Source organism: Aromatoleum sp., assembly GCF_035254505.1.
In the GTDB taxonomy this organism is placed as follows: domain Bacteria; phylum Pseudomonadota; class Gammaproteobacteria; order Burkholderiales; family Rhodocyclaceae; genus Aromatoleum.
In genome coordinates, this window is sequence record NZ_DATFAO010000081.1 from 1 (window position 1) to 19,352 (window position 19,352).

The window sequence follows — 19,352 nt, forward strand, 5'->3', positions numbered from 1 at the left end:
CCGCGCCGAGGATTCGCGCGTCTCGCAGGTCATGGCGCACATCGCCGGCACCTGGGAAGTCGTGCTCGTTGCCCGTAGCGACGGCCACATGGCCGCCGACGTGCGTCCGCTCGTGCGCGTGTCGGTCACCGTGATCATGGAAGACAAGGGCCGGCGCGAACAGGGCAGCGGCGGTGGCGGTGGCCGCTACGACTACACGTACTTCAACGACGACCGCCTGCGCGAATACGCCCGCGCGGCCGTCCACCAGGCGCGCGTCAATCTCGACGCCGGCCCCGCACCCGCCGGCACGATGACCGTCGTCCTCGGACCGGGCTGGCCCGGCATCCTGCTGCATGAGGCGATCGGCCACGGGCTCGAAGGCGACTTCAATCGCAAGGGCAGCTCCGCCTTCTCGGGCCGCATCGGCCAGCAGGTCGCCGCGAAGGGCGTCACCGTCGTCGACGACGGTACGCTGCCGGACCGCCGCGGCTCGCTCACCGTCGACGACGAAGGCAACCCGACCGAACGCACGGTGCTGATCGAGGACGGCATCCTCACCGGCTACATGCAGGACACGATGAACGCGCGCCTGATGGGCGTGAAGCCGACCGGCAACGGGCGGCGCGAATCTTTCGCCCACCTGCCGCTGCCACGCATGACCAACACCTACATGCTGAATGGCGACAAGGCGCCCGAGGAGATCATCAAGTCGGTGAAGAAGGGACTGTACGCCGCGAACTTCGGCGGCGGGCAGGTCGACATCACGTCGGGCAAGTTCGTGTTCTCGACCGCTGAGGCCTACCTGATCGAAGACGGCAAGGTCACGCGCCCGGTCAAGGGCGCGACGCTGATCGGCAACGGTCCGGACGCGCTAACGCGGGTCGCGATGATCGGCAACGACATGGCCCTCGACCCGGGCGTCGGCACCTGCGGCAAGGACGGTCAGAGCGTGCCGGTCGGCGTTGGCCAACCGACGCTGCGTATCGACGGATTGACCGTCGGCGGCACCGCCTGAGCGGCGACGGCAACAGGGAGGCCATCGCATGAGCAGACCCCGCATCGTGTTGACACGCCGCTGGCCTGCCGCCGTCGAGCAGCGCCTGGCGGAGCGCTACGAGGTGGTCCTCAATGAGGACGACCATCCGCTTTCCCCGGACGAGCTGCGTGACGCGCTGATGAGCGCCGACGCGCTGCTCACGACGGTCAGCGACCGCGTCGACGCCGGAGTGCTCGCCGTCGACGCGCCGCGCGCGAAAGTGCTCGTCAATTACGGGGTCGGCTTCAATCACATCGACGTCGCGGCCGCCACGGCCCGCGGCATCGTCGTTACCAACACGCCGGACGTGCTGACCGACTGCACCGCCGACCTCGCGCTCACGCTGATGCTGATGATCGCGCGCCGCGCCGGGGAGGGCGAGCGCGAAGTGCGCGCCGGCGCCTGGTCCGGCTGGCGGCCGACGCATCTCGTCGGCTCGCGCGTCTCCGGCAAGGTCCTGGGCCTCATCGGCATGGGCCGCATCGGCCGCGCCGTCGCGCGCCGCGCCCAGCTCGGATTCGGCATGCAGGTGCTGTACTACAACCGTAGCCCGGTGCCGGCGAACGAGCTCGAAGGGCTCGACGCCCGCGCCTGCCATTCGGTCGAAGAGGTGCTTGCCGCTGCGGATTTCGTCTCGCTGCACTGCCCGGGTGGCGTCACCAATCGCCATCTGATGAACCGCGAGCGTCTCGCACACATGCAGCGCCACGCCTTCCTCATCAACACGGCACGGGGCGACGTCGTCGACGAAGCCGCGCTCGCGTGGGCGCTCGCGAACGGCATCATCGCCGGCGCCGGTCTCGACGTCTATGAAGCGGAGCCGCGCATCCATGAAGGCCTGCTGACGCTTCCGAACGTCGTGCTGCTGCCGCACTTGGGCAGTGCGACGGAGGAAACGCGGGTCGGCATGGGCCTGCGCGCGATGCAGAACCTCGACGCCTTCTTCGACGGCCGCGTTCCGCCCGATCGCGTCGCCTGAGCAGAAATCCTCGCCCCGTGGCGAGGCGCTCAGCGGTCCGTCTTCCGTCGCCGCTGCTGCGGGGGGTGGTAGCTCCCGCGGAACAGTCCCGGGGTCAGCGCGTGACGCTGCAGCAGCCGGTAGAACTCCGTCCGGTTGCGGTCCGCGAGGCGTGCCGCGTCCGAGACGTTGCCGTCTGTGAGTTTCAGGATCCGGATCAGGTAATCGCGCTCGAAGCGTTGCCGCGCCTCCGCATAGCTCAGCCGCTCGTGCGCCGTGCCACGCAGGGCGCGCTCGACCAGCGTCAGCGGAATCAGCGGCGTCGTCGCGAGCGCGCAGGCCTGCTCGACGACATTCTGCAGCTGCCGCACATTGCCCGGCCAGGCGGCGCTTGCAAGCGCCTGCAGCGCTTCGGGCGCGAAGCCGTGCAAGCGCTTGTGGTACTTGCGCGCCAGATTCTGCAGGAAGAGGCTTGCCAGCAAGGGGATGTCCTCACGCCGCTCGTCGAGCGTCGGTAGCGACAGGCTGACGACATTCAGGCGGTAGAAGAGATCCTCGCGGAAGAGCCCGGCTTCGCGCGCCGCCTCCAGGTCACGGTGCGTTGCCGAGATGATGCGCACGTCGATGTTTTCCGCGCGCGTGGACCCCACGGGGCGCACGGCGCGCTCCTGCAGCACGCGCAGCAGCTTCACCTGCAAGGCGAGCGGCATGTCGCCGATCTCGTCGAGGAACAGCGTGCCGCCGTTTGCCGCCACGAAGAGTCCTGTGTGCGCCGTGGCGGCGCCCGTGAAGGCTCCCCGGGCGTGGCCGAACAGTTCGGATTCGAGCAGATTTTCAGGAATCGCCCCGCAGTTGATCGCGACAAAGGGCGCGTCGGCGCGCGGGCTCGCCCGGTGGATCGCGCGAGCGAGCAGTTCCTTGCCGGTGCCGCTCTCGCCCTGGATCAGGATGCTCGCATCCGACGCCGCGACCAACTGCGCCTCATCCAGCACCGAGCGCATGCGGCTGCTGTGGCTGATGATCTCCTCGCACCAGCTCGCGTCACGCTGTTGCGGCGCATCGTCCGGCGAGGGCCCGCTCATCTGCAGCGCCTGCTGGATCCGGGACAGGAGCACCCGGCTGTCGAAGGGTTTCGTGACGTAGGCGAAGACGCCGCGCGATGTCGCCTCCACCGCGTCCTCGATCGTGCCGTGACCAGTCAGCAGGATCACGGGCAGTGCGGGGAAACTGCGGCGGATCTCGCTGAATAGCGCCAGGCCGTCGGAGCCGGGCAGACGCACGTCGCTAATGACGAGATCGAAGCGCTCGGTCGCCAGACACGCCAAGGCTTCTTCCGCGCTGCCGGCGGTGCCGATCTCGTAGCCGCACTCACGCAGCCGCTTGGAAAGCAGGCGCAGCAGACCGGGATCGTCGTCGATGAGCAGGATGCGGAATCCTCCGCGCGCTGCTGACGCCCTGGCTGAAACGGGCGTGGCCGCGCGGTGTGGGTGGGCTTTCATGCTGCATTCACCGTGTTGGGGCTCAAGCGACCCGCTCTTGCGGCGGACTTGTTCTCGTGCCGGATTCTGATGGCTGATGGGCCGAGCGATAGCGGCCCTGTGTGTCGCATGTGGCAGCGGCGGACCGAGGTCACGGGTTCGTCATCGCTGCAGGCGTGGCGCGTTCAAGGGAAGTTTACGGGGCGCGTCCGGCCCGCCGCGGTAAGGAAATGCAAGGCCATGTTTCAGTAGGACGTGTTGTCGGCTTATGGCGACGCGCAAACATCGAACCAAATCAGGAGATTGCCCATTCGTCCCGCGCTACATGTCGTCGAGAAGAGACATATCGCAGAAAATTTCTTCACGTAATTTCTAGATGAATGCCGACAAAATAATGAAAATCAAAGGCATAGGTGACGTGGTGCGGCTCTTGCCTTGGTCCTGCGGGCACAGACCGTCCGCAACGAGTATTCAACGATTCAAGGAGAAACCATGTTCAACAAACCCGCACTGTTTCCCAAGGTTGCAGAAGGCCAGAATACGCGTGGTTCCGGCCCCGGAGTCGCGGGCACATCGGCAGGCATCTCAAGCACGCAGGCGTCGAGTCTCGCGCGCGGCCTGTCCGACACGCGCCCGGCGTCGGATACGACTCCGAACGGCTCTGCCAGTTCGACCGAAGCCGCGGCAACGACGAGCGCCGAGACCACTGACACTGACCGTCAGGAAACGGGCAGCCGCCTGATCGTCGGACCGAACGTCAAGCTGCGCGGCGCCGAAATCCTCGACTGCGACACCCTGGTCGTGGAAGGGCGGGTGGAGGCGACGATGGACAGCCGCGTGATCCGCATCGCCGAGAACGGCTCGTTCTCCGGCACCGTGGGTATCGACGTCGCCGAGGTGCATGGCCGTTTCGAAGGCGAACTGACCGCCCGGAGCCAACTCGTGATCCATTCGACCGGCCGTGTCAGCGGCAAGATCCGCTACGGCAAGATCCTGATCGAAGAGGGGGGCGAAATCTCCGGCGACGTGCAGTCGATCGCCTCAGCCCAAGGCAGCACGGGCAAGGAGCCGGTGCGCTCGGTCGTGCGTGAGGAGTCGCCGATCAAGGTCGCTGTCGGCAGCTGAAGCCCGCCCGGCTCAGCGGTCGTCGTCTTCGTCGAAGGCGACCGTGAAGCGCGACAACAGTGCCTGCAGGGCGGCACTGTTGTCGGGCTTCTCCAGTTCGAACAGCCGAAAGCCGGTGCTGAACAGCTCCGGATTGGTATCCCGTCCCGACCACATCGATTTCGCGATCAGTTTGACGCTGCGCGGATTACCGTGGTCGTCGGGCAGGTCGATGCGCAGGCGGTAGAGGCGGTCGACCGGCAGGCGGCTGGGCCCATACACGAGCAGTCCGCCCTTGCTGATATCCCCGATCCGCCCGACGAACTGGCCCGTCTCGTCGTCATAGACGCGAAACGAAATGGCGATCGAGCGACGGCGAAACAGTCGGTTTTCCATTCAGACTCCAGCTTTCTTGGCGGCCGCGGACGAGACGGCCGTTCAGTTCCTATGCGTGCGCCCGTCGTCCGAAGCGAATTTCATCGGCTGGTAAGCCCAGCGTCTCTCCCACGCCGTCCGGACCATGTTCGGGTATTCCGGTTTGCCGAGGCTGCCGTTGTAGCGGCCGAGCGCGCGATACAGGTCGCCTCTTTCGATATCGAGGTAATGACGCAGGATCGTGCAGCCGTAGCGCAGGTTGGTCCGCAGGTTGAACAGGTTGTCGTCGGGCTGGCCGATCAGCTTTGTCCAGAAGGGCATCACCTGCATGAAACCGCGGGCGCCGGCGCTCGACACCGCATACTTGCGAAAGGCGCTTTCGACCTCGACAAGGCCCAGCACCAATTGCGGATCCAGTCCGGCGCGAGTCGCCTCGTAGTGCACCGAGACCAGCAGATCCTCCCGATAGGCGCGGTCGGGAATGCGTTGTTCGAGCCGTCGTGACATCTCGCCGAGCCAGCGCGTCCGTTCGAGCGGATCGACGATCAGCAGCTCGGGTGCGCGCATGTCACTCACCGCCGAGTGCAAGGCGGCGCGTACGCTCGCCGCCAGCGGTTCATACAACTGGTTGCCGGCATGAGCGAACGCCGCCGCCGTCGCGAGCGCCATTCCAAGCAGCGCGCGCGACAGGGGGCGTGACCGGATCCGGCGCTTCGCTTCCATCCGTGTCGTTATAGCCGAGCCTTACGCCGTCTGCAGCTTTGCCGCGACGAAGGCGGCGAGGTCCGCGACCGGGACCTTCGTCGCTTCCGCGTCGCGCCGGCCCTGGTATTCCGCCACGCCTTCCTTCAGGCCGCGATCGCCGATCACGATGCGATGCGGCACACCGATCAGCTCCCAGTCCGCGAGCATCACGCCCGGGCGCTCGTCGCGGTCGTCGAGAATCGCATCGACGCCGGCGGCGATCAGCCCCTCGTACAGCTTCAGCGCCTCCTCACGAACCGCTTCCGACTTGCTCCAGCCCACCGGGCACACGACGATGCGGAAAGGCGCGATCGCGTCCGGCCAGATGATGCCGCGCCCGTCGTTGCCCTGCTCGATCGCCGCACCCAGAATGCGGGTCACGCCGATGCCGTAGCACCCCATCTCGAAGTGCTTCGGCCTGCCGTCCACATCGAGGAAGGTCGCGTTCATCGACTTCGAGTACTTCGTGCCGAGGTAGAACACGTGGCCCACCTCGATGCCGCGCTGGATCGCGAGGCGACCCTTGCCGTCCGGGCTCGCGTCGCCTTCGATCACGTTGCGCAGGTCGGCGACGAGATCCGGCTCGGGCAGATCGCGGCCCCAGTTCGCACCGGTGAAGTGGAAGTCCTCCTCATTCGCGCCGCAAATGAAATCCGACATGTTCGCGACGGTGCGGTCGGCGACGATCTTCACCGGCTTCTTCAGGCCGATCGGGCCGAGGTAGCCGGGCTTGCAGCCGAAGTGCTCGTGGATCTCGGCTTCGGTTGCGAAGCGGAAACCGGCCTTGAGGCCCTCGAGCTTGCTCGCCTTCACCTCGTTCAATTCGTGGTCCGCGCGCACGAGCAGCAGCCACACCGTGACGCCCGCCGGCTGGCCCTTGTCGTCGACATCGTCGGTCGCGAGCACCAGCGACTTGACGTTCGTCGCGAGCGGCACGTCCAGCAGCTCGGCGACGCTCGCGCAGGTTGTCCTGCCGGGAGTCAAGGTCTTTTCGAGCGCCTTGGTCGGTGCAGCACGCGAAGCGAGCAGCGGCAGTGCCTCGGCCAGTTCGATGTTCGCGGCGTAATCGGAATCCGGGCAATACACGATCGCGTCCTCGCCGGTGTCGGCGATCACCTGGAACTCGTGCGAGCGGTCGCCGCCAATCGCGCCGGTATCCGCCGCGACGGCGCGATAGGTCAGCCCCAGACGGTCGAAGATGCGGCAGTAGGCGGCGTACATCGCGTCGTAGGTACGGCCTGCGGCCTCGACATCACGGTCGAAGGAGTAGGCGTCCTTCATCGTGAACTCGCGCCCGCGCATCACGCCGAAACGCGGCCGGCGCTCGTCGCGGAACTTCGTCTGGATCTGGTAGAAGTTCTTCGGCAGCTGCCGATAGCTCTTCAGCTCCTGGCGCGCGATGTCGGTGACGACCTCTTCGGACGTCGGCTGCAGCGCAAAGTCGCGCTCGTGGCGATCCTTGAAGCGCAGCATCTCGTCGCCCATCTTCTCCCAGCGACCGGTCTCGGCCCACAGCTCGGCGGGCTGCACCATCGGCATCGTCAGTTCGAGCGCCCCGGCGCGGTTCATCTCCTCGCGCACGATGTTCTCCACCTTGCGGATCACGCGCAGCCCCATGGGCAAGTAGCTATAGATGCCGGCCGCAACCTTGCGGATGAAGCCGGCGCGCAGCATCAGCTTCTGGCTGGTGATTTCCGCGTCGGAGGGAGCTTCCTTGAGGGTCGAAATGAAGTACTGGCTGGCGCGCATAGTGGGTCCGCGGTGAGTCGATCGGGCAAACGTAACATTTTATCCTTTACCGATGCGCTCGGGTACGCGCAGCGGCGCTTGGGACGCCGCCTTTCCAATGCATGGCAAGTGTGAAAAAATCTGTCCAATTCTTGAATTGAAGGTTCAATCATGCTCGACCGTGAAGGCTATCGCCCGAACGTCGGCATCGTTCTGGTGAACGCGCGTAACGAGGTATTCTGGGGCAAGCGAATCCGCGAGCATTCCTGGCAGTTTCCGCAAGGGGGCATCAAGCACGGTGAGACACCCGAGCAGGCAATGTTCCGCGAACTGTTCGAGGAAGTGGGGCTGCGCCCCGAGCACGTGAAGATCCTCGCTCGCACGCGTGGCTGGCTGCGGTATGACGTTCCGAAACACTGGATAAAGCGCGAATGGCGAAACACCTATCGAGGGCAGAAACAGATTTGGTTCCTGCTCCGGCTGGTCGGTCGCGATTCCGATGTCTGCCTGCGTGCCAGCAATCACCCCGAGTTCGATGCCTGGCGTTGGAGCGACTATTGGGTGCCGCTCGACGCGGTGATCGAATTCAAGCGCAAGGTCTATCAGTTGGCCCTGCTTGAATTGGCACGCAACCTCTTCCGGGTGAATCCGCAGGATCTCCCCGAGGCCTACCGGGCCGGCGTCGAGACCCCGGAGTCCTGAGTTCCGACCGTTCGCCGTATTGCATGCCTCAGGGGATGCAATACGGCGAATTGCTTTTCGGTGTCGGCATCGGACGCCGGCCGGCTCCACTGTCCCGCTTCTGAACTCGCCAGCGTCCTGGCGGTCAACTTCGCGTGCCGTCAGCGTTCGGCACCGGCGCCCGTATGGGCCTGCTCGCGGGGCGGGGCCGACCACGGCGATCGCAACGAGCCGCATTCCCGTCCCATCGCCCCATCGTCCGTCGTCCGCAAAGGGAGGTGCATATGAACCGGGAATTCGATCCGCTTCCGCAGGCGAGCCTCGCCGGCCTGTACTGCGAAGTGGCGCACACCGATAGCACGACCAAGGTCTCGCAGCATTCCCCGGCGGTCGAGGTGATGACCGACCTGACGCGCGTGCCGGCCGCAACGATATCCGCCGAAACCTCGCTGGCCGAAGCCAACCGGGCCATGATGATGCGCGGCGTCCGCCTGCTGCTTGTGACGGATTCGCGGCACCAGGTGAGAGGCGTGATCACGGTCGCCGACCTGCTCGGCGAGCGTCCCGTGCACACCGCCCGCGAACATGGCATCCCGCCCGGCGAACTGACGGTCGCGAAAGTCATGACTCCGCTGGAAAAGACCGAAGCGGTGGAACTCGGCGAAGTCCTGCGCGCCGACGTCGGCCATGTCGTCGCGACCCTGCGACGTTCCGGCCGCCAGCACGCGCTGGTGTTGGATCGCCTCGAAGGCGGACGGGGCATCATCCGCGGCATCTTCTCGCTGTCGCAGATCGCCCGCCAACTCGGTGAACCGCAGCCGCTCAGCACCGAAATTGCACGGACCTTTGCCGAGATCGAAGCCGCCATCGCCGCCTGAAAGCGCTCTGCCGCAACAGTGAGACGGAGATGGAACATAGGTTTGTCCGATCAAGGACATAGGCGCGTTCAATTGCCCTTCGCTAAGAACACCCTCTATGTTTAAAACATCCCCGGCCGAGGTCGGGGATTCTCCGTCCAACTTCTGTGAGGAGAGCAGCAATGCAACTCAAAGGATCCAGGACCGAAGGTAACCTGAAGGCCGCATTTGCCGGCGAATCCCAAGCCAATCGTCGCTACCTGTACTTCGCCGCAAAAGCCGACGTCGAAGGTCAGAACGACGTTGCCGCCGTCTTCCGGTCGACGGCCGAAGGCGAGACCGGTCACGCGCACGGTCATCTCGAATACCTTGAAGTCAGCGGCGACCCCGCGACTGGCCTGCCGATCGGCAAGACACGCGCCAATCTCGCCGCCGCCATCGCCGGCGAGACTCACGAGTACACCGATATGTATCCCGGCATGGCGCGAGTTGCACGTGAGGAAGGTTTCGAGGAAATCGCCGACTGGTTCGAAACCCTGGCCAAGGCCGAACGCTCGCACGCCAACCGCTTCCAGAAGGCACTCGACGCTTTGCAGGACTGAGCGGGCTCGCCCGATCCAGTTCGGGCGGCCCGGCTCTGCCTTTTCCCGGCTCGCACCGCGAGAGGAGGGCGATCATGTCGACTCGCGAAGGCAGTCTCGAAGCCCCGCGCCGCCATCCTGTCGCCTGGCGCCAGGCCGACTATTACGACGACGCCTCGCTTTACTGCGAGCTCGAACGCGTTTTCGACATCTGCCACGGATGCCGGCGCTGCGTAAATCTATGCAACGCCTTCCCGACCCTGTTCGACCTCGTCGACAATGGCCCGACGGGCGAAGTTGACGGCGTCGACAAGCGTCACTTCATGCAGGTCGTCGACCAGTGTTACCTGTGCGACCTGTGCTTCATGACCAAGTGTCCGTATGTGCCGCCGCACGAATGGAACGTCGACTTCCCGCACCTGATGTTGCGCGCAAAGGCCGTGAAGTTCCGCAAAGGCGAAGCGCGCCTGCGCGATCGCATCCTCACGAGCACCGATGCGCTCGGAAAACTCGCCGCCATTCCCATCGTCGCGCAGACGGTCAACGCAGCCAATCGCAATCCGTTGGCCCGCGCCGCGCTACAGTCGGTGCTCGGCGTCGACAAGCGCCGCGAGCTTCCTCCCTACACCCCGCGCCGCTTCCGTTCCACCGCGGCAGCGAACACGGCGGGAGAGGTGCGTAACGGGGAACGCACGCCCGGCAAGGTCGCGATCTTCGCGACCTGCTACATCAACTACAACGAACCCGGCATCGGCCACGACCTCGTGGCGATCCTCACCCACAACGCGATCCCGTCCGTACTTGCACCGCAGGAAGCCTGCTGCGGCATGCCGCGCCTCGAACTCGGCGACCTCGAAGGCGTCCAGCGCCTGAAGGACGCCAACATTCCGGTGCTCGCGGAGCTCGCGCGCGCGGGCTACGCGATCCTTGCTGCGATTCCGTCCTGCGCGCTGATGTTCAAGCAGGAACTGCCGCTCATCTTCCCGGAAGACGCCGATGTGCGTGTCGTAGCCGACGCGATATTCGATCCCTTTGAATATCTCGTGCTGCGCCATCGCGACGGCCTGCTCAATACCGACTTCAAGACTCCGCTCGGCAAAGTGGCGTACCACATCCCCTGCCACGGAAGGGTGCAGAACATCGGACAGAAGACGCGCGAACTGCTCGAACTCATCCCCGGTACGGAGGTCACGACAATCGAGCGCTGCTCCGGCCACGACGGCACCTGGGGCGTCAAGGAGGAATACTTCGAGCAATCGATGCGCATCGGACGGCCGGTCTTCCGCCAGATGGCGCAGGCCGGCACCGACTACATCAGCTCCGATTGCCCCATCGCGGGCCGCCACATCATGCAGGGCATTCGCGACGCCGGGACGAAAACCGATGCCGAAAAAGCGCATCCCCTGACTTTGCTGCGGCGCGCCTATGGCCTGTGAGGAGGCATTCCGATGAACCCCATCTCACGCCATAGCCTGATGAGCCTCGAAGAATATGCGCGGCAGCGCCCCACCTTCCGTCGGCAGGTCATCGACCACAAGCGCCATCGCCTGCTGCAGCTCGGCGAACACCTGATCTTGCTGTTCGAAGACGAACTCACCATCCGCTACCAGATCCAGGAAATGTTGCGCATCGAGCGCATCTTCGAGGAGACCGGCATCGAGGACGAACTCGACGCCTACAATCCCCTAGTGCCGGACGGCCACAACTGGAAGGCCACTGCGATGATTGAGTATCCCGACGAACAGGAACGTCGCCAACGGCTCGCTCACCTCATCGGCATCGAAGATCGAATCTGGATCCGTGTCGAAGGTTTCCCCCCCGTATTTGCGATTGCGGACGAAGACCTTGAGCGGGACAATGACGACAAGACGTCCTCGGTGCACTTCCTGCGCTTCGAGTTGGGCTGCAGCATGATCGCAGCCCTCGGTGCGGGGGCCCCGCTTGCGGCCGGTGTCGATCATCCGGCCTATGCCGTTACCGTGTCTCCGGTCGCAGAAGCGATCCGGCAATCCTTGTGTGGAGACTTGCGAATTTGACTTCGCTGCAAACAATCCTGCGCGGGGGCCTCGTGGCCCTCGCGCTGCTTTCGGGGCCGTCGATGGCCGGACTATTCAACGACGCCGACAAGAACTGGACCGAGGGCGAGTGGACCTTGCCCGCCGCTCCGAACGAGACCGCGTTGCGCGAATTCTTCGTTAGCAGCGTATCCCCCAACAAGTTCATGATCGACGAGAGCAGCATTTCGGTCGGTCAGGACAGCGTCGTCCGTTATGTCCTGATGGTCCGCACCCCGGCCGGCGGGCGCAACGTCACCTTCGAGGGAATCCGCTGTGCAACGGCACAGTGGCGTATCTACGCAACGGGGCGGGATAGCGGCGAATGGTCTCCCGCGCGAGGCTCGCAATGGCAGCCGATCAACGACACGGCCTACAGCCGAACGCGGGCCGCTCTGGCGCAGGACTACTTCTGCGACGGTCCGGTGCCGCCGCGCGATCGCGACGAAGTCCTGCAACGCCTTCGCAATCCTGGCTCAGGCAACACCAGTACTACCCACGGCGGAACGTGACAGAAACGAAGTGAGGCCACCCATGCTCGACCACCTGATCATCGGATTCGATAAGGCTCTGAGAACCGTCTTCGCCCCCGCTCGCAGCATTCGGCCGGTGCCCGGCGACGATCTTCCCGAGGCAGCGCTGACCGACGAGGAGCGCAGCGACGCGGCCGCACTGATGCGCGTCAATCACTGCGGCGAGATCTGTGCCCAGGCGCTCTATCAGGGGCAAGCCGTGATGTCGCGCGATCCTGTCATACGGCGCGAGCTCGAGCAGGCCTCCAACGAGGAGACCGAACACCTTGCATGGACGGAGCAACGCATCGCCGAACTTGGCGGTCGCAAGAGCCTGCTCAATCCGGTCTGGTACGGGGGGGCATTCGCGCTCGGCATGCTCGCCGGCAAGCTCGGCGACCGCTGGAACCTGGGCTTTCTCGCCGAAACCGAGCGCCAAGTCGAGGCTCATTTGAGCGGACACCTCGCGCGGCTACCGGCCGACGATGCGAAGTCGCGGGAAATCGTCGGGCAGATGAAGATCGACGAGGCGCGCCACGCCGAAACGGCCATCGGCCTTGGTGCGCATGAACTTCCAGCTCCCGCCAAACAGCTCATGAAGCTGATGTCGCGGGTCATGACGGTCACGGCCTACCGTCTGTAAACCCGGGCGGGAGGAGGGCGCCAAAGCGCTGCTGCGCCCTTTGCCGGAACGGCCGTTTATTCGACCTCGACGATCGTCCACTCGTGGGTCAGTTCCGCCGTCTTCGCGAGCATGATCGAAGCCGAGCAATATTTCTCCGCGGAGAGATGGATCGCCCGTTCCACCGCCTCCGCCTTCAACCCCTTGCCGTGCACCGTGTAGTGGAAGCCGATCCGCGTGAACACTTTCGGATCCGTCTCCGCGCGTTCGGCGATGAGCTTCACCTCGCAATTGCGCACGTCCTGACGTCCCCGCTTGAGGATCAGCACCACGTCAAACGCCGTGCAACCGCCCGCGCCGGCGAGCATCAGCTCCATCGGCCGCGGCGCGAGATTGCGGCCGCCTGCTTCCGGCGCGCCGTCCATCGTCACCAAGTGACCGGTGCCCGTTTCCGCCATGAAGGTCATCCCGTCGACCCACTTGATCGTGCATTCCATATCGACTCCGTTGTCTGCAGATTCGGCCGTTCGCAATCGGCCAGTTCGCCGCATTCTAATGGATAGGCGTTACCCGACTGCGACCGGAAGCGACTTGTTCCGTGCGGTGCCGTATGTTGCGGCGCAATATGTCACTCGGAATAGGTGGTCTTATATAGGACTTGGGATGGGTGGTGCCCCACTGTGTTGGCCTAAAATTTGATGCAAATCAAGACAGTGCGAGTTAATAAGCATCGCTTATCGTAGAATTAAAACATTTATAGTGCGTCGCACAAAAAAGACTTGCGGGATATGCGTGTCGTGCGGATAATGGGCACCAGTCGGATCGATGAGTGTTCTCGATCCAAGCGGTGTCTCCTCCACCCTCCTCCTTTGGTGTGGATTTAACGCAGTCCCGAGAGGACTGCGTTTTTTTTGCCTGGATCGGTTCCTGATTCCCCGGGTTTGACTTTGGGGTGCCGTTTCCATTAACATCACGCGCTTTCCGTTTATTGGCCTTTGCCCCAGGCCGGACAAGATCGAGGATTCGAATGAAAACGTTTTCTGCCAAGCCGCACGAAGTCAAGCGCGACTGGTTTGTTGTCGACGCGGCGGACAAGGTGCTTGGCCGGGTCGCCGCTGAGATTGCCCGCCGTCTGCGTGGCAAGCACAAGCCTATCTACACCCCGCACGTTGACACCGGTGACTACATCGTCGTCGTCAACGTCGAAAAGTTGCGCGTGACCGGTAACAAGGCGCAGGACAAGAAGTACTACCGTCACACCGGTTTTCCGGGCGGAATCTACGAAACCAACTTCACCAAGCTGCAGCAACGCTTCCCCGAGCGTGTGCTCGAAAAGGCGGTGAAGGGCATGCTGCCGAAGGGGCCGCTGGGTTACGCCATGCTGAAGAAGCTGAAGTGCTACGCGGGTGCCCAGCATCCGCACGCCGCTCAGCAGCCCCAAGTTCTCGAGATCTGACAGGAGCCCGTCAATGGCTGTTAGCTACAACTACGGCACTGGCCGCCGCAAGACTGCGGTCGCCCGTGTGTTCATCAAGCCGGGCACCGGCAACATCGTCGTTAACGGCAAGCCCGTCGACGAATTCTTCTCGCGCGAAACCGGTCGCATGATCGTGCGTCAGCCGCTGGTGCTGACCGAGACCGAAGGTCGTTTCGACATTCTCGTGAACGTCACCGGCGGTGGCGAGTCGGGTCAAGCCGGTGCCGTTCGTCACGGCATCACCCGCGCGCTGATCGAATACGACGCAGAGCTGAAGTCGCCGTTGCGCAAGGCCGGCTTCGTGACCCGCGATGCCCGTGAAGTCGAGCGTAAGAAGGTCGGTTTCCGCAAGGCGCGTCGCCGCAAGCAGTTCTCGAAGCGCTGATACTCCGGTATCTGTTGCACAAAAGCCGCCCGCGAGGCGGCTTTTTTCATTTCCGCGCGCTTCGTTGTGAAGCACGAATGCGATAATTCGCGGATCAGGGACCGATGGCGGGCCCCTCGCAAGGAGAAAGCATGATCAAGGTCGGCGTGGTTGGTGGTACGGGTTACACGGGAGTCGAACTCCTTAGGCTGTTGGCGCCGCATCCGGGCGTGAAATTACACGCGATCACGTCGCGCGGCGACGCCGGCATGCCGGTCTCAAACATGTTCCCCAGTCTACGCGGCCGCGTCGATTTATGCTTCGTCACGCCTGCCGAAGCGCGACTGGGTGAGTGTGACGTAGTGTTCTTTGCTACGCCCAACGGCATCGCGATGCAGCAGGCGGCGGAACTCGTCGCGGCCGGCGTACGCGTCATCGATCTCGCCGCGGATTTCCGCATCCGCGATATCGCAGAATGGGAGAAGTGGTACGGCATGCAGCACGCCGCGCCGTCGCTGGTCGCCGAAGCCGTCTACGGCCTGCCGGAACGCAATCGCGAGCAGATTCGCGGCGCCCGGGTGCTCGCCAATCCGGGCTGCTATCCGACTGCCGTCCAGCTCGGCTTCCTGCCGCTGCTGGAATCCGGTGCCGTCGACCCCTCCCACCTTGTCGCCGACGCCAAGTCTGGGGTTTCCGGCGCAGGCCGCAAGGCTGAAGTGCACACGCTCTTCGCCGAGGCCGCTGACAGCTTCAAGGCCTACGGCGTTCCGGGGCACCGCCATCTTCCGGAAATTCGCCAAGGGCTCGTCGGCATGGCGGGCCAGCCGGTGGGCTTGACCTTCGTGCCGCACCTGACGCCGATTATCCGTGGCATCCACGCCACGCTGTATGCGAAGCTCACTCGCGAGATCGACGTGCAGGCGCTGTTTGAGGAGCGGTATCGCAACGAGCCTTTCGTCGACGTGCTTCCTGCCGGCTCCCACCCGGAAACGCGCTCGGTCCGTGCGAGCAACCTCTGCCGGATCGCCGTGCATCGGCCGCAGGGCGGGGATGTCGTGGTCGTGCTGTCAGTCATCGACAACCTCGTGAAGGGCGCGGCGGGCCAGGCGGTACAGAACATGAACATCATGTTCGGCCTCGAAGAAACGCTCGGTTTGGATATCGTTCCGGTCAGCCCCTGATGGAACCCCCCGATGGAACCATTTCGTCGCCCACAACTCTCATTTTGACGAAACGGCCCAGTCTGTCGCATCATGCGATAGTGCCCCCAATTGAGGACGAATTATGAACACGGCAGTTGAAACCCCTGACTTCCTGGTCTTTACCGACAGCGCGGCCGCGAAGGTCAAGGAACTGATCGAAGAAGAAGGCAATCCCGAACTGAAGCTTCGCGTCTTCGTCAGCGGCGGCGGCTGCTCGGGCTTCCAGTACGGATTCACCTTCGACGAGGAAGTGAACGACGACGACACAGCGCTTGAGAAGAATGGCGTGACGCTGCTGGTCGACTCGATGAGCTACCAGTACCTGGCCGGCGCCGAGATCGACTTCACCGATGGTCTCGAAGGTTCGCAGTTCGTGATTCGCAATCCGAACGCAACGAGCACCTGCGGCTGCGGATCGTCGTTCTCCGCCTGAGGCAGTGCCTTGCGCAGCAAAAAGGGGATGCCGAGCATCCCCTTTTTGTTTGACCTCAACCTGACGGCGGGTGCTCAGTCGGCGCGCGCCACTGTCGTGTGATTGAGAAGTGCGAGCCGATCGACCAGCGTCTGGGTGTCGCGCTTGAATGCGGTCAGTGCCTGTTTTTCGAGCGGATGGGCCGTTGGCAGCGCGATCTTCATCGGGTCATTCGGGACGCCGTTGAGCCGGATCTCATAGTGCAGATGAGGTCCCGTGGCCCATCCCGTCGAGCCGACGTATCCGATCACGTCGCCTTGGCGAACGTGCGCCCCTTTGCGTAGTCCGCTCACGAAGGCGCTCAGGTGGCCATACGCCGATTCGTAACGGTCACGGTGCTGCAACACGATGATGTTGCCGTAACCCCGCTGCGTGCCGACGAATTCCACGACGCCATTGGACGCCGCCTTGACCGGCGTGCCGGAGGCTGCGGCGAAATCGGTGCCCGTGTGCGCGCGCCAGGTGTTGAGGATCGGATGGACTCGCCCGCCGAAGTTCGACGAAATGCGGGAGAATTCGAGCGGGTAGCGCAGGAAGGCTTGGTTCAGGCCGCGCCCATCCGGAGTGTAATAGGCGTCGGTGCCGTCGCTGTCCCTGTGCAGGAGCACCGTATGGCTCTTGCCCTGATTGACGAATTCTGCGGCCAGGATGCGGCCTGCTCGTACCGAGATACCGCGATCGTAGATGGCCTCATAGACGACGTTGAAGCGGTCGCCGCGTCGCAGGTCGCTGCTGAAGTCGATTTCCGTACCGAAGATCTCGGCAAGCTTGCTCGCGATGCTGTCGGGAATGCCCGCGGCGTCCGTCGCGCCGAACAGGGTCTGGCGGATTTCGCCGTTACGCATTTCGACGTGGATTTCAGCCGCTTCGGCCTCGGCGCTGTTCACCCGGATGCCCGCGTCGGTACGCTCGATGGTAAAGCGGTTGTCGGTCCCGGATAGCGGAAGGCTCAGTGATGCGATACGACCGTCACGATGGACGACGGCGAGCAGCGAGCGGCCAGCGCGGAGTTGCCGTTGGGCAGCAAGTCCCGCGGGCTGATTCAGCGCGTCCACCGCTTCCTGGTCGTTCGCACCGATTCGCTTGAAGATCGTCTGGACGGTATCGCCCGGCAGGATCCGCTCGTGAAAGACGAACGGCAGATCGCTAGCGTCCTGAATCTCGGCCTTGACCGAGCCGAGCTGTTCGACCACTGTTTCGGGCTCGAACGGAGCCGAACTCATCCCCGGCACGACAGCGGTGGCGGCCACGACGCCGAGGAGCGACGTTATCGCCACTCCGGACATCACTAGTCCGCGGCGGGTGGAAGGGAGATGGGCCCTGAGTTCGGCTAGAATCTTGACTTTTCGCGACTGCATGGGAATTTCGGGCAAAAAACTTCGCGGATTTTATCAAAAACTTGCCCGCACCGTAACCGAAATGGAGAGTTGCATGACTGACGTACAGGGAGCCCTCGAGCTGATCAAGCGTGGCGCCGACGAGTTGCTGGTCGAGGCGGAGCTGGTCGAAAGGCTGAAGGCGAATCGTCCGCTTCGGGTGAAGGCGGGTTTCGATCCGACGGCTCCCGACCTCCATCTCGGTCACACGGTGCTCATCAACAAGTTGCGACAGTTCCAGGAACTCGGTCATCAGGTCCTGTTCCTCATCGGCGACTTCACGGGGATGATCGGTGATCCGACCGGCAAGAATGCGACGCGGCCGCCGCTGTCGCGCGAACAGATCATGGAGAACGCCCGGACCTACCAGGAGCAGGTGTTCAAGATTCTCGATCCCGATCGGACCGAAATCTGTTTCAACTCCAGCTGGATGGAGGCCCTCGGCTCGGCCGGCATGATCCGGCTGGCGTCACGCAACACGGTTGCCCGTATGCTGGAACGTGACGACTTTTCGAAGCGGTACGCGAGCGGCCAGCCGATCGCAATCCACGAGTTCCTCTACCCGCTGTGTCAGGGTTACGACTCGGTGGCGATGCGAGCCGATGTCGAGCTCGGCGGGACGGATCAGAAATTCAATCTGCTGATGGGGCGTGAGTTGCAGAAGCATGAGGGTCAGGCGCCGCAGTGCGTGCTGATGATGCCGCTGCTGGAAGGCCTCGACGGCGTGAACAAGATGTCCAAGTCCCTCGGCAACTACATCGGTATCGCCGAGCCCGCGCGCGAAATCTTCGGCAAGGTCATGTCGATCTCGGATGATTTGATGTGGCGCTATTACGAGCTTCTCTCCTTCCGTTCGAGCGCGGAAATCGCGGCCTTGCGTCGCGAAGTGGAGGGCGGCCGCAATCCACGCGACATCAAGGTGCTGCTTGCGCAGGAACTCGTCGCCCGCTTCCACGACCAGCGGTCGGCCGAGGAGGCGCTCAGCGAGTTCGAGGCCCGCTTCCAGCGCGGCGTGCTGCCGGACGACATGCCGGAGGTGAACGTGGTGGTCGGCGCGGCAGGGCTGCCGGTGTTCCAGGTCATCAAACAGGCGGGACTGACAGGAACGACCTCCGAAGCGATGCGGATGATCGACCAAGGAGCGGTGCGGCTCAATGGCGAGCGTATCGAAGACAAGGCCCTGATCCTTACGACCGGCCAGAAGGTCATCCTGCAGGTGGGTAAGCGCAAGTTCGCTGCTGTCCGTCTGGACTGAACGAAGAAAGACTCACCGCCGCGGGAAATTCGCTTCCAAGCCAATTCTCCACTTGGCAATATAATCAAAAGGCATTCTATTACTTTCGGCGGATGGCTTGGTCAGCGGTCGCGTCCGATCGAGGGGCAATGCCATGCTCTCGATCCCGCGGCGGCTTGTGGAGGATTTTGATTCAGATGGCGAACGCGCCACATTTCTACCGCCGCCTTTTCGTGCGCCCGAGTACGGCGGGCCTTGTCGCGTTCCTCGTTGCCGCCCTTGCGGCAGCGGTCTACGTCCTGCATTCCGAGCGAGAGGCGCTCCATGTTAGACGCGCCGAGGTCGCCGATCTCATTGGCGACAAGGCGCATGAGGTCGAGAATGCGGTCCAGCACGGGCTCACCGCAACCTATGCGCTGGCCGCGCTCGTGCGGCAGGGGCGCGGGGCCGTGCCGAACTTCGAAGCGGTTGCGACGGAGATGCTCCGCTACTACCCGGGCGCCGACTCGCTTCAG

General features: G+C 63.9%; 21 protein-coding genes and 1 pseudogene. 16 read left to right on the forward strand and 6 right to left on the reverse strand.

Annotation, left to right across the window (positions count from 1 at the left end; translation table 11 throughout):
* Positions 1 to 997: metalloprotease TldD (gene tldD, locus VJ673_RS16325; RefSeq protein WP_324127205.1), on the forward strand; the 997-nt coding region annotated here is incomplete at its 5' end.
* Positions 998 to 1,025: 28 nt separating this feature from the next.
* Positions 1,026 to 1,997 (forward strand): 2-hydroxyacid dehydrogenase, encoded by a 972-nt coding sequence (locus VJ673_RS16330; RefSeq protein ID WP_324127206.1) that lies wholly within the window; start codon positions 1,026 to 1,028, stop codon positions 1,995 to 1,997.
* A 29-nt stretch (positions 1,998 to 2,026) separates the two neighbouring features.
* Here VJ673_RS16330 and VJ673_RS16335 read toward each other — a convergent pair whose 3' ends face one another.
* Entirely contained in the window at positions 2,027 to 3,475 is a 1,449-nt protein-coding gene (locus VJ673_RS16335; RefSeq protein ID WP_324127207.1) for a sigma 54-interacting transcriptional regulator, read from the reverse strand.
* A 471-nt stretch (positions 3,476 to 3,946) separates the two neighbouring features.
* Between VJ673_RS16335 and VJ673_RS16340 the strand changes: the two genes are divergently transcribed.
* Positions 3,947 to 4,579, forward strand: coding sequence for a bactofilin family protein (locus tag VJ673_RS16340; RefSeq protein ID WP_324127208.1), 633 nt, complete (start codon positions 3,947 to 3,949; stop codon positions 4,577 to 4,579).
* A 12-nt stretch (positions 4,580 to 4,591) separates the two neighbouring features.
* Here VJ673_RS16340 and VJ673_RS16345 read toward each other — a convergent pair whose 3' ends face one another.
* The 3 genes from VJ673_RS16345 to VJ673_RS16355 are packed head-to-tail and all read right to left on the reverse strand — an operon-like array spanning position 4,592 to position 7,426.
* Positions 4,592 to 4,954, reverse strand: a complete 363-nt coding sequence (locus VJ673_RS16345; RefSeq protein WP_324127209.1) for a PilZ domain-containing protein — start codon at positions 4,952 to 4,954, stop codon at positions 4,592 to 4,594.
* A gap of 42 nt (positions 4,955 to 4,996) precedes the next feature.
* Positions 4,997 to 5,656: a lytic transglycosylase domain-containing protein gene (locus VJ673_RS16350; protein WP_414635667.1), complete on the reverse strand. Its 660-nt coding sequence runs from the start codon at positions 5,654 to 5,656 to the stop codon at positions 4,997 to 4,999.
* Between the two features lie 21 nt (positions 5,657 to 5,677).
* The gene (locus VJ673_RS16355; RefSeq protein WP_324127210.1) at positions 5,678 to 7,426 is read right to left on the reverse strand and encodes a proline--tRNA ligase; all 1,749 of its coding nucleotides are present in this window, start codon (positions 7,424 to 7,426) and stop codon (positions 5,678 to 5,680) included.
* Positions 7,427 to 7,576: 150 nt separating this feature from the next.
* Between VJ673_RS16355 and VJ673_RS16360 the strand changes: the two genes are divergently transcribed.
* The 7 genes from VJ673_RS16360 to coq7 all read left to right on the forward strand — a co-directional run bounded on the left by VJ673_RS16360 (position 7,577) and on the right by coq7 (position 12,733).
* Positions 7,577 to 8,107, forward strand: a complete 531-nt coding sequence (locus VJ673_RS16360) for an RNA pyrophosphohydrolase (RefSeq protein WP_324127211.1) — start codon at positions 7,577 to 7,579, stop codon at positions 8,105 to 8,107.
* 263 nt (positions 8,108 to 8,370) lie between these two features.
* Positions 8,371 to 8,964 carry a CBS domain-containing protein gene (locus VJ673_RS16365; protein WP_324127212.1) on the forward strand — a complete coding sequence of 198 codons (594 nt, stop codon included), beginning with the start codon at positions 8,371 to 8,373 and terminating at the stop codon, positions 8,962 to 8,964.
* A 161-nt stretch (positions 8,965 to 9,125) separates the two neighbouring features.
* On the forward strand, positions 9,126 to 9,545 hold the full coding sequence (locus VJ673_RS16370; RefSeq protein ID WP_324127213.1) for a rubrerythrin family protein: 420 nt from the start codon (positions 9,126 to 9,128) through the stop codon (positions 9,543 to 9,545).
* A gap of 74 nt (positions 9,546 to 9,619) precedes the next feature.
* Complete coding sequence (locus tag VJ673_RS16375) at positions 9,620 to 10,960, forward strand: heterodisulfide reductase-related iron-sulfur binding cluster (RefSeq protein WP_324127214.1); 1,341 nt, start codon at positions 9,620 to 9,622, stop codon at positions 10,958 to 10,960.
* 12 nt (positions 10,961 to 10,972) lie between these two features.
* Entirely contained in the window at positions 10,973 to 11,560 is a 588-nt protein-coding gene (locus VJ673_RS16380) for a DUF3501 family protein (protein WP_324127215.1), read from the forward strand.
* Positions 11,557 to 12,090 carry a CNP1-like family protein gene (locus VJ673_RS16385; protein WP_324127216.1) on the forward strand — a complete coding sequence of 178 codons (534 nt, stop codon included), beginning with the start codon at positions 11,557 to 11,559 and terminating at the stop codon, positions 12,088 to 12,090. The genes VJ673_RS16380 and VJ673_RS16385 overlap by 4 nt, the downstream gene beginning before the upstream one ends.
* 22 nt (positions 12,091 to 12,112) lie before the next feature.
* Positions 12,113 to 12,733: a 2-polyprenyl-3-methyl-6-methoxy-1,4-benzoquinone monooxygenase gene (coq7, locus tag VJ673_RS16390; RefSeq protein WP_324127217.1), complete on the forward strand. Its 621-nt coding sequence runs from the start codon at positions 12,113 to 12,115 to the stop codon at positions 12,731 to 12,733.
* A 56-nt stretch (positions 12,734 to 12,789) separates the two neighbouring features.
* Here the strand turns inward: coq7 and VJ673_RS16395 are convergent, their stop codons facing one another.
* Entirely contained in the window at positions 12,790 to 13,209 is a 420-nt protein-coding gene (locus VJ673_RS16395; RefSeq protein ID WP_324127218.1) for an OsmC family protein, read from the reverse strand.
* 530 nt (positions 13,210 to 13,739) lie between these two features.
* Here VJ673_RS16395 and rplM point away from each other — a divergent pair.
* From rplM to erpA, 4 genes are all read left to right on the forward strand, one after another.
* Positions 13,740 to 14,168 carry a 50S ribosomal protein L13 gene (rplM, locus tag VJ673_RS16400; protein WP_324127219.1) on the forward strand — a complete coding sequence of 143 codons (429 nt, stop codon included), beginning with the start codon at positions 13,740 to 13,742 and terminating at the stop codon, positions 14,166 to 14,168.
* A 13-nt stretch (positions 14,169 to 14,181) separates the two neighbouring features.
* Positions 14,182 to 14,574: a 30S ribosomal protein S9 gene (rpsI, locus tag VJ673_RS16405; protein ID WP_324127220.1), complete on the forward strand. Its 393-nt coding sequence runs from the start codon at positions 14,182 to 14,184 to the stop codon at positions 14,572 to 14,574.
* Positions 14,575 to 14,705: 131 nt separating this feature from the next.
* Positions 14,706 to 15,734: an N-acetyl-gamma-glutamyl-phosphate reductase gene (gene argC / locus VJ673_RS16410; RefSeq protein ID WP_324127221.1), complete on the forward strand. Its 1,029-nt coding sequence runs from the start codon at positions 14,706 to 14,708 to the stop codon at positions 15,732 to 15,734.
* A gap of 103 nt (positions 15,735 to 15,837) precedes the next feature.
* The gene (erpA, locus tag VJ673_RS16415) at positions 15,838 to 16,188 is read left to right on the forward strand and encodes an iron-sulfur cluster insertion protein ErpA (protein WP_324127222.1); all 351 of its coding nucleotides are present in this window, start codon (positions 15,838 to 15,840) and stop codon (positions 16,186 to 16,188) included.
* A 74-nt stretch (positions 16,189 to 16,262) separates the two neighbouring features.
* Here the strand turns inward: erpA and VJ673_RS16420 are convergent, their stop codons facing one another.
* Entirely contained in the window at positions 16,263 to 17,513 is a 1,251-nt protein-coding gene (locus tag VJ673_RS16420) for a peptidoglycan DD-metalloendopeptidase family protein (protein ID WP_414635668.1), read from the reverse strand.
* A 145-nt stretch (positions 17,514 to 17,658) separates the two neighbouring features.
* Between VJ673_RS16420 and tyrS the strand changes: the two genes are divergently transcribed.
* Both tyrS and VJ673_RS16430 read left to right on the forward strand, forming a co-directional pair.
* Positions 17,659 to 18,858 (forward strand): tyrosine--tRNA ligase, encoded by a 1,200-nt coding sequence (gene tyrS, locus VJ673_RS16425; RefSeq protein WP_324127224.1) that lies wholly within the window; start codon positions 17,659 to 17,661, stop codon positions 18,856 to 18,858.
* Positions 18,859 to 19,034: 176 nt separating this feature from the next.
* A pseudogene (locus tag VJ673_RS16430) lies at positions 19,035 to 19,352 on the forward strand (PAS domain S-box protein); the annotation flags it as partial.